This is a genomic window from Leptospira fainei serovar Hurstbridge str. BUT 6 (assembly GCF_000306235.2).
GTDB classification, from domain to species: Bacteria; Spirochaetota; Leptospiria; order Leptospirales; family Leptospiraceae; genus Leptospira_B; species Leptospira_B fainei.
Genome location: NZ_AKWZ02000007.1, coordinates 23978 through 37527 on the forward strand (window position 1 = coordinate 23978; position 13550 = coordinate 37527).

A 13550-nucleotide genomic window follows, 5' to 3' on the forward strand; every position below is an offset into this window, starting at 1 on the left:
TGTGTCTAAATTTGGCGACATCCTTTTTTTCCTTCGCTTGATTTTCCGTCCTTCGAGGAGGAAATGGAGAAAGCCGCTATGAGAAAATTCGTTCAAAATCCTGTAGAAGAAGACGCGGCTTCACTGTCGAAAGCACGCCAAAGATTGTTTTCATCTTTCGAGTGGTCCGATTATAAAGCTCAGTTGCGCAACAGAATTCAAGCGCAAGATTTGAATCTGTATTTTGAATTAACCGAATCCGAACGGCAAGGTATTCAAGAAACCGTTCGTTTGAATGTAGGCGCGAGTCCTTATTATCTCTCCTTATCCGATCCTTTCGACCCTCAATGTCCGATACGTAAAATGATCGTCCCACAGAGAGAGGAGGCTTTTTTTGCGCCCGAAGAATCTATGGACCCTCTTCATGAGGAGGATCTTTCGCCGGTAAAAGGTCTTACGCATATGTATCCGGATCGGGTTTTATTATTTTCCAACCATGAATGTTCCGTTTATTGCAGGCATTGTATGCGCGGACGTAAAGTCTCCGATAGCTTCGAAAGGATGGAAATTATCGATCTCGAAGCGTGTTTCGATTATATAAAAGGACACCCTGAAATCTCGGACGTCGTTATTTCCGGCGGCGACCCGTTGAACCTTTCCGATTCGAAGATCGATATGATTCTCGAGAATTTGGAAAAAATCTCCCACGTCAAGATCTGTCGCATCGGCACTAGGAATCCTGTCACATTACCGATGCGAATCACTTCAGAACTTTGTAAAATGATCGAATCTCATAATACGGACAATCTATCTATTTTTTGTAATACTCAGTTCAATCACGAAAAGGAATGCACATCCGAAGCGAAAGAAGCGGTGCTGCGACTATTAAAAGCGGGTGTAAATATAGGAAACCAGTGCGTGATTTTAAAGGGAATTAACGACGACGGCGAGTCCATGTTGAGATTGCACCAAAAACTCTTAGAATTGAGAATTAGAGCTTATTATATGTACGATCCGGAATTGATTCCCGGATCCAGAGGCTTTCGAACTCCCCTCTATAAAGGAATTCAGATATTGGAATATATGAGGGGTAAAATCGGAGGTATGGGAATTCCTCAGTTCGTGAACGATTTACCCGGAGGCGGTGGAAAAATCACTCTCGGTCCGAATTGGTATTTGGGTTTCCATAAGGAGTCGAAAACCCACGTATTTCGTTCGGCAGTTCGTGGAACTTATCACCTGAGTCCTGAACCTGTCGATAGCGATTACGAATCGTACTATCCTGAATTGGATCCGAAAGTTTGGGAGTCTATTCGAAATTCTACATATTCGGTTAATAAAGGAGTTTCCGTCGGCGATTGGAGGAGATCCTAATATGAAAAATGAAAATTCCTCCGTTTTGCTTGTCGCGGACGTTTATGATTCGGATCTTGCTCAAAATTTAACCCAAGAGTGGGAGAATCTTGAATCGATCGAATACATAAAATCCTGTTTAGAAGAATCGGGTGAACTCGTAGAGTTAGTTGGATCGCCGCCGGATTTATTAAACCGTTTGTCCTTTTTTACGACTCTCCCTTTTTCGGAAAGGCCGGTACTTTTTCATTTATTGGAAGGGTTTTTATCACGGAACCGAGAGGCCTGGCTTCCTGCGCTGGCGGAATATTTCGGTTTTCCACATACTGGTTCCGATGCTTATGCTCATACGTTAAGTTTAGATAAACACGCTTCCAAATTATTTTCTCGGTCTTTAGGAATTCCTACCGCGAATTGGGGATGCATAGAAGGAATTGATTTCTACGAAGAAATGAATTCTGTCCAAGGCTTTCCGGACGATTCGGAATTTCCGATTTTCCTGAAACCTAGATATGAAGGGTCGAGTTTAGGAATCGGCCAATCGAATATCGTTTCGAGTCGGGCTTCCTTAAATCAGTTTCTTCAGGAAAAAGGAAATTCGCATTCTTCCTGGATCTGGGAATCCTATCTGCCGGGAGAAGAATGGACTGTCGCAGTGATCGGATCTCCGAAAGAAGGATATCGAGTTAGTCAGGTCGCTCGTATCTGTTTGGAGAATTCGGATGAGACTGTCTATGGTCAGCTTACTAAAACTAAATCTTCGATGCCTGAACGACTGATCTTTGATCTCGATCCCGAACGGTCGGAGTTGATTCGATCCTTTTCCCTGTCGCTTTGTAGAAAAGTTAGAACGACCGGCGCCGTACGATTAGATTGGAAATCGACCTTAAGCGGGCATCCTCAATTTTTGGAATGGAATACGACTCCCGGATTATCGCCGTTTTATAGCAGCTTTCCGATCTGCTATACGCGTGAATTTGGAAATTATTCTTCTCTATTAAGCGATCTTTTGAGAATGGCAAGGAGCGAATTTCAAGAGGAAAGATTCGGTTATGCAAAAATGAAGTCCTCTAAGGGAGTGTTTGATCGTCGATGATGGGAACGTTTCGAGATGAATTAATCGCCCTTGTTGCGGATCATAAGGTTTTAACTTCCAATCCCTGGTTGGAACAACGGGAAAAACGGATGGAAAGATACGATTTGCTCCTCTGGCTAAAGCAGGAATACTTCGTTTCGGTCGCATTCGTTAATTGGTTTTTGAATACGGCCGCAATATCCGATTTCGTGTCTTCGAAAATCGTTTTAGTGGAAAATATTTGGGAAGAATTGGGGGAAGGCGAGGAAGACGAGGCGCATGTTTCCCTTCTTAAAAGATTTCTTGCAGAAATGCAAGAATCCGTCACAGCCGAGGATATCCTACCGGAAACCGCGCAGTATCTGAATTTGATGCAAAGAATCACTACAACGGATTTTTTTGCCGCTTTGGGTGCGTTAGGACCTGCAAACGAATATTTGCTTAAATTGGAATATGGAAGGATGTTTCTTTCTTACAAGGAATTAAAATCCCGTATTTCTCTTCCCGAAGGAAAATTCTTTCAAGTGAATTTGGATGCAGACGAATCACATTCCGAAAAATTATTTCGTTTAATCGAGGACGTCGCTAACGACGAGCAAAAGCGTCAGCGAGTCCGAGAAGGTGCAGTTCTTGCCTTGAATGCACGCCTCGTCTTTTACGACGGCCTACAACGAGTCGCCGAGCCCATCTCGAAAAAGTAATATTTCCGATCCGACTTTATAGGCTGACCGGATATTTATGTTATGTAGCAGTCCCTTTTTTTCTAAATGCCTTTAGTAGATTCATGGCCAGAATTCCTATGATCGGCACAAAGGGAAAATATAGGAGCGGGGCAGCCCAACGCCATCCAGATAGAGAATGGGAAAGTTTTCGAACTGCAAAAAATCCGGGGTACCGGACGCCGCTGTCTATGAATTGCACATTTCCGGCCGTCACCTCCGGCGTCAACGCGGGATGAATTTTTTGTAATTCATATTTTTCTAATGTTCGAAACGATTGAAATTGGACGCTTTTGTCCAGGCATTTGTCTTTCAGAATTTCGGCTAAATTGGCGCAAAATTCGCATTCGCCGTCGTAAAGGAAGATTTTTTCGTTCATACGATTCGGATTAGGAAAAGGATTCCGTTTTTTCTTTAGGTTCCAGATCTACCGGCAGGTCGCGTAAGAAGGAGCAGACTTCCGGAATGGCTTTATCTTCCAGGCCGATCCAAAAATAAATCCAAACCCCTTCTTTTTGCATCCCGCTGCACTCCTTCGTATACCACTTTGCGATCGTATTTTCCGATCTTGCTCTCCAAAAAATTTTTGGGTATTTGGAAAGCATTGCGTCCCAGATATCTCTACCGACTCCTTCACCTCTTGCGATTTCGTTTACTGCGAATTTGGATAAGAATGTTCCCCAGGGAGTATTTTGGAGGATCGCACAACCTTTGTATGCCGATTCCAAAAGAATTCCGGCAAAATTCTTATTCCAAAAGCCTTCCTTTAAACTCCGCCCAAAAGCCTCTTCCACCAGAGCGTTCAGCCTTTGGGGATCGAGAGTAGAGAGAGTGTCGTGGAATTCGATCCGATTTTTCTTTCGGATTAAGGTTCCACTTCCTTTAATCGTGAAAAGTTCCTTTAGGAGACTCGGCGCCGAGGTAACCGCAATATGAAAATTGGTGTCGCTTACGGCTGAAAAAATCCGATTTGCTTCCGCCAAAAGATGTCGATGTTCTTCCGCGATCTCATCCCTAGACTCGAAATCCAAGATAGAGATTTTTTTTCCGTCAGGTGAATAAAGCCCGCCGTAGGTTTTTAGTAGAATCAGTTTTTTCGTTTTTAGTTCTTTGCAGAGATTCGCTAAATATGGAAATACTTCCGATCCGCTAAGATCCGTAACAAATACCGGAATTTTTCTTTCGTTCAAGGAAGAGTGAACTGATTCGAGAGCATTACTTGGATTGCGAAACCATTTAGCCGGAAGATTATGAGAGCCGGGCAAACTCGTTTCGAAAGTTCCGTCTTTAAATTCGTCTAACGTGGTTTTTGGAAAAGTAGGCGATCTGTAAAATAGATTTGCGTAGGATACTCCGTCCTTTTCCAAAACGACGACGGGAAAGAGTTCTAACTTTTGGAGGAGTTTTAAATTGTATAAAAGCGCTTCCGCCGATTCCGTCAATGCTTCGGAATCGGCATGGATCACGGCAAACTTCTCCGGTTCCAAGGATCGGAAAAGTTTTAGGAACTGGAAGCTATCCTTGGAGTTCTCGGTAACTTCCAGAAGTTTAAGGAGAATCTCCTGGTGGTTCATCTCTCCTCGGATTCTCCTTAATCGATGCGATAGGCAACCAATTTTCCCTTTAACTTGGCAATCGTTACGGATTGTTCTTTCGAAGCTTTCAACTTCAGATTACCTAGTAGGGAAGGATCCCCAGCCACAAGGGCCACGTCGGTTTCCTTAAATCTTTCCTTGAGTGTAGCTCCCCATTCCGCATAAAGCTCGGCGACGGTTTCTTTATCACCGATCCTTACGCCGTAAGGCGGATTCGTTACGATTCTTCCATTTTTGAAAGGGAAATCTTCAGGCGGGGTTTGGGCAGGGAATACATCCCAACGGATTAAATCCGAAACTCCGGCTTCTTTAGCATTTTCTTTCGCGAGTTCGATCGCATCTTCCGAGACGTCCGAACCGAATAAAATCGGACCGGCTTCTTTCGAAGGCTGCTCGCTCGGTTTGAATGAGCCGAATAGCCGGGAAAAAATCGAGGATCGGGAGAGGCTTCGGTAATTCACCCAGCCTCCGTTGCGAACTCGAAGAGCAGCTTCGATTAATAATGTTCCGGATCCGCAAAATGGATCGTATAACGGTTCATTAACTTTCCAGCCGGAAAAACGGAGAAGAGCTTGAGCCAGGGTTTCCCGGATCGGAGCTTCTCCTCCTTGTCGTTCGTGACCTCTTCGCTGAAGAGGTTGTGCATGAAGCGCTAGAAACAATTTTGCCTGGTCCATTCTGGATCGCAGATAAAATAGAACCTCAGGCTCGTCTCGATCCGCTTCCGGTAAATCCAGACCTTTTGCCCTAAAACGATCAAAGATAGCGTCCTTTAATCGGTAGGTGGCATAACGCGAATCGGGTAGCGTATCCTTCGTGCTGGCGTCGATCCTGAAACGGGTTCCCGGTGAAAGTAATTTCTCGAACGGATACATCGCAGCGACTTCATAGAGGTCATCCGGTTCCTGAATATCTCCCCATGAGGAAAGTTCGAAGCTGATACCGGATGCGATTCCGGAACTTAAACAAAAATCTCTAACTTTCTTCGCAGGTCCTTTAAAGAAAACTCCGCCGCGATTTTCAGATAAGACTTCCAAGCCGGCTTCCTCGACCTCTTCTTTCAAGAGAAATGAAAGTCCGTCTCCGCAAGATGCGTGAAACGTCAAGCTTTCAGGTCTATCAAATTCGCTTAACGATAATTTGCTGGAATTCCAACCGGAGCGAACATCTTCGTAACGCTCGCTTTCCTCGGAAGGAAAGGCTCGCTCGTTTCCATAGGAATCCGAATCAGTTCGAGGACGAGATCCGAACGGTTTACGTCCGCCTTGCCGAGGAGGGCGGTCCCCGCCTTCGCGAGATCCGAAAGGTTTACGGTCCCCACCTTCCCGAGATTGGTACGGTTTCCGCTCGGAATTTCCTTCTCTATTATAGCCGGCATTTCTGGATTGGAATGGTTTGCGATCACTACCTTCCGAAGAACCGAACGGCTTGCGATCTCCGCTTTCACGAGATCCAAAAGGTTTGCGATTTCCATCTTCACGGTTTCCGCTTCCTTCACGAGAACGGTATGGCTTGCGGTCTCCGCCTTCCGAAGAACGGAACGGCTTGCGATCTCCACCTTCCGAAGAACGGAACGGCTTGCGATCACCACCTTCCGAAGAACGGAACGGCTTGCGATCACCACCTTCCGAAGAACGGTATGGTTTACGATCACTACCTTCCGAAGAACGGAACGGCCTGCGGTCACCACCTTCACGAGAGCGGAACGGCTTGCGATCCCCGCCTTCCCGAGATCCAAAAGGTTTGCGATTTCCATCTTCACGGTTTCCGCTTCCTTCACGAGAGCGATATGGCTTGCGGTCTCCGCCTTCTGAAGAACGGAACGGCTTGCGATCTCCACCTTCCGAAGAACGGAACGGCTTACGATCTCCGCCTTCCCGAGATCCAAAAGGTTTGCGATTTCCATCTTCACGGTTTCCGCTTCCTTCACGGGAGCGATATGGCTTGCGGTCACCACCTTCTGAAGAACGGTATGGTTTACGATCACTACCTTCCGAAGAACGGAAAGGTTTACGATCTCCGCCTTCACGAGATCTGAAAGGTTTGCGGTCACCACCTTCCCGAGATCCAAAAGGTTTGCGATTTCCATCTTCACGGTTTCCGCTTCCTTCACGGGAGCGGTACGGCTTACGATCACCACCTTCTGAAGACCGGAACGGCTTGCGATCCCCGCCTTCTGAAGACCGGAACGGTTTACGATTTCCATCTTCGCGGTTTCCGTTTCCTTCACGGGAGCGATACGGCTTACGGTCACCACCTTCTGAAGAACGGTATGGCTTGCGTTCTTCTCCATCTCTGGAACGCGGAGGCCTTCTTTCTCCTCTTGGAGAGGAGGAATTTCCGTCCGAGGAACGAAATGGTTTTCTATCCCGGTTTTGAGACCCGCCGCCACTAGAGCGATAGGGTTTACGTTCTCCCTCTGAGCTTCCACTTTCTTTGGCTCGATAGGGTTTTCTTTCCATGTCGGGTTTGCTTTCCCTGGAACGGAAGGGTTTGGATTCACCGTCTTTATCTGAACGGGGTTTACTGCCGGAGCGGAACGGCTTACCTTTGGAGGGATCTGAAGATCCTGCGCCCCTTCCTGTCTGACGTGAGGAGGGGCCTTTTTTATTCGCGGATTTTTTTGGAAACAATGTTTAGGAGAGTTGTTGGGCTAAGTAGTTCTGAACCCCGATGGTTTTGATGATTTCGAGCTGGGCCTCGAGCCAGTCGATATGCTCCTCCTCGGATACGAGGATCTTCTCGAGCAATTCACGAGTGCCGTTGTCTTTATTACGGGTGGAAATTTCTATTCCCCGGTTCAGACGCTCTACGGCTGAATATTCTACGTCTAGGTCGTTCTTAAGGATGCTTTCTATGTCTTTACCTACGTTGATTTTTAAATATCTTTGTAGGTCCGGGACACCGTCCAAAAAGAGGATGCGCTCGATGACCTGATCGGCATGGTGCATTTCTTCGATGGATTCCTTTTTCATATAATCAGCTAACTTGTCATAGCCCCAATTCTTATTCAATTTTGCATGAATGAAATACTGGTTGATTGCGGTCAGCTCGGCGGAGAGTACTTCCGCTAGGATTTCGAGGACTTCTTGGTTTCCTTTCACGTTGTTTCTCCTCCAATTTATCACTATAAACGATCCGGTGCTATTTTGGAAAGCCCTATTCCTAATCAAGACTTGAAGAGACTCGATTGTTTTTGACTTTGCGAGGGATTCGGCTTCGAATCCTGTGTAGGAATATGCCTCAGGCCTATCTTCTGGATGCTCAGTTGAGCAAGTTCGGTAAGACGGATTCCGATTACCAATCGCTTTCCTATGAGACTGCGAATCACTTACTTAAACGGAACCCGGAATTTCAACCCGAATTTTTGATCTTTTCCGCAATGGCCCCGGAGAAGTATACAGGAGAAATTTTTCTACCGGCAAAAATAAAAGAAGATCTCGGACTTCCGAGCCTTTATGCGATCAGAACGGAAACGGCCTCCTCTAGCGGAGCTTCCGCCATTCATTTAGGTCGATATCTGATTCTATCGGGCCGGTTTCGTAGCGGGATCATCATTGCCACGGAGGTAATGAGTCGATTGCCTCGAGAAGAAAATAATCTTTTACTTGGATCCGTTTTGTCGGAAACCCAAAGAAAGTTTGCAATGTCCATGGCTCAAGGAGGCGCGATGACTACGACTCGCTACCTGCATGAATACGGATATTCCAGGAAGGATCTCTTTTCGCTTTCGAAGAAACTGCATGATAACGGTTTGGAAAATCCGATCGCGCATATTAAGAAAAAGTTAACCGAAGAGGAATATTTCACGTCTCCGGTTTTTTCCAGTCCTCTTTGTTTATACGATATTTCCCCATTGTCGGACGGATCATGTGCGGTATTATTGGAATCGGATCCGAATCGAACCGGAAAGAACAAGTCCAAAATCTCGATCGCGGGAACTGGGCATGGTCTCGGTCATGTAAACGGTACTCCGGGCGGTTTAAGCTTTCCGGCTTCGGTGGAGGCGTTCGCACAGGCTTACACCGAAGCCGATATAAAACCTTCCGATGTTCGTGTGGCGGAACTTCATGATGCATTCACACCGTTTGAATTGATCGGAGCGGAGGATGCAGGTCTGTTTCCGAAAGGGAAGGCGTTAAAGTTTGTAGAGGAAGGAATTAGCGATAAACGGGGAAAGCTTCCGATCAATCCTTCGGGCGGATTAAAAACCAGAGGCCATCCGGTAGGAGTTTCCGGCTTAGCTCAGATCTCCGAACTCTTCTCTTTTATGAAAGAAGGGAACCATTCGATAGGTTTGGCGCTTTCCATAGGCGGATTGGGCATCAATAATTTCGCCACGATCCTGAAGTTGGAGAATTAATTTGCGACTAGCTCGGACTAAAGTCGCCGATTTCCCGTTTTTTCCCGAAGAGGATTAAAGGTAGAAGTAAGAAATGGCGGAGAATATTCTTTTAATACAAACTGCTTTCTTAGGCGATCTAATTCTGACCACTCCGTTATTTCGAGAAGTGAAGAGAAAGTATCCGGGTTCGAATTTAACGGTGATCGTGAGCAAAGGAACGGAATCCGTTTTGGAAGCAAATCCGTGGATCGACGAAATCGTTCCTTTGGACAAGAAAATCATCAAATCATCGGTGTTCGGCTTTTGGAATTTCACGTCGGAAATTAGAAAACGTAAATTTACTCTCTGTATCGCTCCTCATTTTTCGTTTCGATCCTCTCTTATTGCCTGGAGATCGGGAGCTCCTCGCAGAATCGGTTATAATACTGCCGGCTTTTCTTTTTTATTAACGGAAAGAAAACCCCGTCCGATTAAAGGTCCGCACGAGGTGGACAAGCTTCTTTCTTTACTTTATTCGCAGGAAGAACTTAAATCAGTCTCTCGTAGGCCGGAACTTTTTTGGAAGGAAGAATCCATAAAAGGAATTCAAGAAATTCTAAAAAACAAAAATTTGGAAAAGGGTAAGTACGTATTGATAGCGCCTTCTTCCGTTTGGGAAACGAAGCGCATGCCTGCGGAAAAATTTCGCGATGTGGGGAAATTACTGAAGGAAAAGATCGGATTGCCGATCGTTCTTACCGGAGGAAAAGGAGATATTCCTTTATGCGAGGAGGTAGGAAGCGGATTTGCGATCAATTTAGCCGGACAAACTACTCTTCAGGAAATGTCTTATTTAATGAGCGGCGCGGCTTTACTTGTGACGAACGATTCTTCTCCGATTCATTTCGCTTCCGCTTTTGACGTACCTACGCTGGCCGTATTCGGCGCGACAGTCCCGGATTTCGGATATACTCCTTTGGCTAGGAAAACGTTCATTTCGGAAATTCAAGGCTTACCTTGCCGACCGTGCGGAATTCATGGAGGTAGAGTTTGTCCGGCTGGTCATTTCCGTTGCATGCTCGAACAGGACCCGAATCGCATCGTTCAGGAAGCTCTTCGTCTAATAGGAAGGTAAATTATGGATCATAGCATTTTCAAAAAGAGAATTCGGACCGTTCAAAATATATTAAAGGACGGGGACGTCCTCCTCTTATTTGCAGCTTCTCTTAGGATTCGAAATCGGGATGTGGAATATAAATTTCGACAAGACTCGGACTATTATTATCTTACCGGAATAGAGGAAGAAGACGGAGTTCTCGTTCTGCGCCGCGATTATTCGGCGCACTTCGCTCTACCGAAAGACAAGGAGAGAGAAATCTGGACGGGAATTCGGCTGGGTAAGAAAGAGATCGGGTTGAGACTGGAGCTGGATGAAAGTTATGATTTAGGGGATTGGGATTCTAAAATCGGAGAGATCTTGACGAATCAATACACTCTATATCATTTTTTTGGAAAGGAGAAAACAAGGGATTCGCAATTACTCGATTTAATAAGTTCTCTTAACCAAAGATTAAGGGAAGGAAAATTCGGTCCCCAAAGATGGGAGATTCCTAACTTTCTGCATGAGATGAGAATGATCAAATCCACGGAAGAAATCGAGAAGTTAAAGGAATCTTCGCGGATAACAGCCTTCGGCCACGAGAGATTGATGCGGGAAACTAGACCCGGAATGTACGAATTCGAATTGGAAGCGATCTTGGAATCGGAATATCTGAAGCACGGAGCATGGGGTGGTGGGTACGGTCATATCGTAGCCGCCGGTAAAAACGCAACGATCTTACATTATACGACGAATCGGGCAAAAATCGGAGAGAACGAGGCGATTCTGGTTGATAGCGGTGCAGAGAAGGATTATTACACTGCCGACGTCACTAGGGTCTTTCCTTCGGGAAAGAAATTCACGGCGGAACAGAAGGCCGTTTATGAGCTCGTACTGCATGCCCAGATGGAAGCGATTTCAAATACGATGGAAGGAATCGAGTTTAATGCGGTCCATATATCGACGATTCGAACGCTTACTTCCGGATTGAAGGATATGGGATTTCTAAAAGGGGACGTTTCCGATTTGATCGAGAAGGGAGAATTTAGAAAATTCTATATGCATAGAACCGGTCATTATCTCGGTATGGATGTGCACGACGTGGGTCGTTATTTTGAAAATGGAACGAGTAAGCCTATGCAGACAGGTTTGGTCGTGACAGTAGAGCCGGGATTGTACTTCGATCCAGCCGATGAAAGTATTCCCGAGGCATTTCGCGGTATCGGTGTCAGGATCGAAGACGATGTTTTAGTAAACGGAAAGAGTCCGGTTGTGCTGACAGCAATGATTCCGAAAGAAATCGACGAAATCGAATCATTACGAAATTAAACCCCTTTTAAAATATTTCGAACTGAAGGGAAAAGTCCTAACCCTGAAATTCCAAATTGTCAAAATAGAAATTAATATTATTATATTATGTCATTTTGTTTTACGCATTATCCTCCTTTTCGTCGTTAACACATAGTTTTAACGATTATTTATTACATTTTCTAAAAATTCCATTGAGACTTTTTTCGAATCGTCGACATATGCCTTCATTTATCGAGGACGTAAATAGAATATGGAAGAAAGGTTTAGGAATTTTTTAATCGCTTCGGGCGGATTTACTCGAATGGATCTACGCATCCCGATCGATTTGGAATCTATCTGGAAAGAGGGCGTCAAAAAATACGGCGGACCCGCAGGATATCTAACGTATCTACTCTCTTCTTATAAATTAAGGAGAACTCAAGGCTCATTGCCTAGATGGAAGTTTCGAAAAATTCGATCCTTTGATTCTAGAAAACGGGTGAACGTCCGGTTTCAGGATTATTGGGAATCGGCCTGCTTTGCGGCTCAATACAAAGTATCTTTGAGTAGCTTTATTTCCGCTTTGCTTGAAATGGATACCGATACGATTGCCGAATCATCGACGCATATTTCCGGTTCTTCCCTAGAACTCCAAGCGAGAACCGGTTTAATTGTGCCGTTCCCGTTACGAAAGGGAGGGGCGATCGCGCGAGGAGCTTAGTTTTCCTCTAGATAAATGCGGACCGCTTCTTTTAATACGGAGAGTCCGATAGGCAGGGCGGATTCATCAAAATCGAATTTGGAACTATGATGCGGATGAATGAATCCTTTGCTCGGGTTCATGGAACCTACGAAGAAATAGCAACCGGGTACTCGCATTAAAAATGCGGAGAAATCTTCTCCTCCCATGGTTTTCGCTCCTTCTTCGGTTATATTACCCTTGCCCAAGACGACATCGGATGCCCTTCTCACGATAGAAGTAACGTAAGGCTCGTTGATCGTGGGTGCATTCGTTCGATCGTATCGTATTGTGGCCGCCGCGCCGAAAGAGATTGCGATATTTTCCACGATTCGTCGGAACAAATCCGGAGCTTTATCGAACATTTCTTTCGTAAATGTACGGATAGTTCCCTTCAGTTCCGCCGTTTCAGGAATCACGTTGAAAGCATTGCCGGAATGGAACGCGCCGACCGTCACGACACATGAATCGAGAGGATCGGTATTTCTAGATACGATACTCTGCAAAGCGGTCACGATATGCGATCCGACTAAAATCGGATCGACCGTGTGCTGAGGCATTGCCCCGTGCCCGCTGATTCCGGTGATAGTCACGGAGAATTCGTCTACGGCGGCCATCATCGGACCGTCGACCACTCCAATCTTGCCAACAGGAATGTGATTCCAAACGTGCAATGCTATGGCTGCGGAAACATCGTATTTTTCAAGGATTCCCTCTTCGATCATTCGATCGGCGCCCTGTCCACCTTCCTCTGCAGGTTGAAACACGAGTAAAACTCTGCCTTTGGGAACGATTGCGGCCAAATCTTCCTTCAGGTCGGATGCGAGTCCCATCAGCACGGAAGTATGAGCATCGTGACCGCAAGCATGCATTACTCCTTTATGGATGGATGCATAATCGACCTTATTTTCCTCGAAAATCGGCAGGGCATCCATGTCCGCTCTGACCAGAAGCGTTTTGCCCGGTTTACCGGAATCGATCAAGCAGGCAATTCCGGTCGTTGCGATTCCATCTTGAAAGGAATATCCTAAAGAGGTGAGATGCTTAGCTACGTAGGCGGAGGTACCCTTTTCGTCATATTTTAGTTCGGGATGTTTATGGAGGAAACGACGATAGGTTACGAGTTCTTCAGTTCGTAGAGTGGATACGGATTTCATAGCAGCACCTATCTTTCAAGGAGCGGGAGATGCAGCGAGAAAGTCTTCCTTTTTTTATTTCGGACGTGTTCTTCGGTTAAGATAAGATTTATCCAGTTAAATTATTGAATCGATACTACGGCAACTCTCTGTCCGCGTATCTTGGGTAAACCCCACCGGTACAAACCGGAGACATCGGTAACAGAATAGACCTGTGACATAGGTAACACTGAAATTTAGG

At 45.7% G+C, this 13550-nt stretch carries 13 protein-coding genes; 7 read left to right on the forward strand and 6 right to left on the reverse strand.

Translation table 11 applies throughout. The annotated features are described in order from the left end of the window. Nucleotides 1-63 precede the first annotated feature (63 nt). Genes LEP1GSC058_RS08055 through LEP1GSC058_RS08065 form a run of 3 tightly spaced genes read left to right on the forward strand, consistent with a single transcriptional unit; the run spans nt 64 to nt 3108 of the window. The gene (locus tag LEP1GSC058_RS08055) at nt 64-1353 is read left to right on the forward strand and encodes a KamA family radical SAM protein (protein WP_016549117.1); all 1290 of its coding nucleotides are present in this window, start codon (nt 64-66) and stop codon (nt 1351-1353) included. Between the two features lies 1 nt (nt 1354). Continuing rightward, nucleotides 1355-2428, forward strand: a complete 1074-nt coding sequence (locus tag LEP1GSC058_RS08060; protein WP_016549110.1) for a D-alanine--D-alanine ligase family protein — start codon at nt 1355-1357, stop codon at nt 2426-2428. Next, nucleotides 2428-3108, forward strand: coding sequence for an iron-containing redox enzyme family protein (locus LEP1GSC058_RS08065; RefSeq protein ID WP_039948197.1), 681 nt, complete (start codon nt 2428-2430; stop codon nt 3106-3108). Before LEP1GSC058_RS08060 ends, LEP1GSC058_RS08065 begins: the two co-directional genes overlap by 1 nt. A gap of 40 nt (nt 3109-3148) precedes the next feature. Here the strand turns inward: LEP1GSC058_RS08065 and LEP1GSC058_RS08070 are convergent, their stop codons facing one another. The 5 genes from LEP1GSC058_RS08070 to bfr all read right to left on the reverse strand — a co-directional run bounded on the left by LEP1GSC058_RS08070 (nt 3149) and on the right by bfr (nt 7825). Then, entirely contained in the window at nt 3149-3505 is a 357-nt protein-coding gene (locus LEP1GSC058_RS08070; protein ID WP_016549100.1) for a DCC1-like thiol-disulfide oxidoreductase family protein, read from the reverse strand. A 10-nt stretch (nt 3506-3515) separates the two neighbouring features. Further along, nucleotides 3516-4700 (reverse strand): hypothetical protein, encoded by a 1185-nt coding sequence (locus tag LEP1GSC058_RS08075; RefSeq protein WP_016549146.1) that lies wholly within the window; start codon nt 4698-4700, stop codon nt 3516-3518. Between the two features lie 17 nt (nt 4701-4717). Next, complete coding sequence (locus LEP1GSC058_RS08080; RefSeq protein WP_016549134.1) at nt 4718-5827, reverse strand: THUMP domain-containing class I SAM-dependent RNA methyltransferase; 1110 nt, start codon at nt 5825-5827, stop codon at nt 4718-4720. A gap of 23 nt (nt 5828-5850) precedes the next feature. After that, on the reverse strand, nt 5851-7224 hold the full coding sequence (locus LEP1GSC058_RS08085; RefSeq protein ID WP_016549150.1) for a hypothetical protein: 1374 nt from the start codon (nt 7222-7224) through the stop codon (nt 5851-5853). 133 nt (nt 7225-7357) lie between these two features. Continuing rightward, nucleotides 7358-7825 carry a bacterioferritin gene (bfr, locus tag LEP1GSC058_RS08090; RefSeq protein WP_016549154.1) on the reverse strand — a complete coding sequence of 156 codons (468 nt, stop codon included), beginning with the start codon at nt 7823-7825 and terminating at the stop codon, nt 7358-7360. A 134-nt stretch (nt 7826-7959) separates the two neighbouring features. Here bfr and LEP1GSC058_RS08095 point away from each other — a divergent pair, with 134 nt between their 5' ends. From LEP1GSC058_RS08095 to LEP1GSC058_RS08110, 4 genes are all read left to right on the forward strand, one after another. Further along, on the forward strand, nt 7960-9084 hold the full coding sequence (locus tag LEP1GSC058_RS08095; RefSeq protein WP_039948198.1) for a thiolase family protein: 1125 nt from the start codon (nt 7960-7962) through the stop codon (nt 9082-9084). 73 nt (nt 9085-9157) lie between these two features. Next, nucleotides 9158-10180, forward strand: coding sequence for a lipopolysaccharide heptosyltransferase II (waaF, locus tag LEP1GSC058_RS08100; RefSeq protein ID WP_016549136.1), 1023 nt, complete (start codon nt 9158-9160; stop codon nt 10178-10180). Between the two features lie 3 nt (nt 10181-10183). Beyond that, entirely contained in the window at nt 10184-11473 is a 1290-nt protein-coding gene (locus tag LEP1GSC058_RS08105) for an aminopeptidase P N-terminal domain-containing protein (RefSeq protein ID WP_016549161.1), read from the forward strand. A 232-nt stretch (nt 11474-11705) separates the two neighbouring features. Continuing rightward, nucleotides 11706-12155, forward strand: coding sequence for a hypothetical protein (locus LEP1GSC058_RS08110; RefSeq protein ID WP_016549159.1), 450 nt, complete (start codon nt 11706-11708; stop codon nt 12153-12155). On the opposite strand, the gene LEP1GSC058_RS08115 is transcribed toward LEP1GSC058_RS08110, so the two are convergent. Beyond that, the gene (locus LEP1GSC058_RS08115) at nt 12152-13330 is read right to left on the reverse strand and encodes a M20 metallopeptidase family protein (protein ID WP_016549140.1); all 1179 of its coding nucleotides are present in this window, start codon (nt 13328-13330) and stop codon (nt 12152-12154) included. The two genes, LEP1GSC058_RS08110 and LEP1GSC058_RS08115, sit on opposite strands and share 4 nt — an antisense overlap. Between the last annotated feature and the right edge of the window lie 220 nt (nt 13331-13550).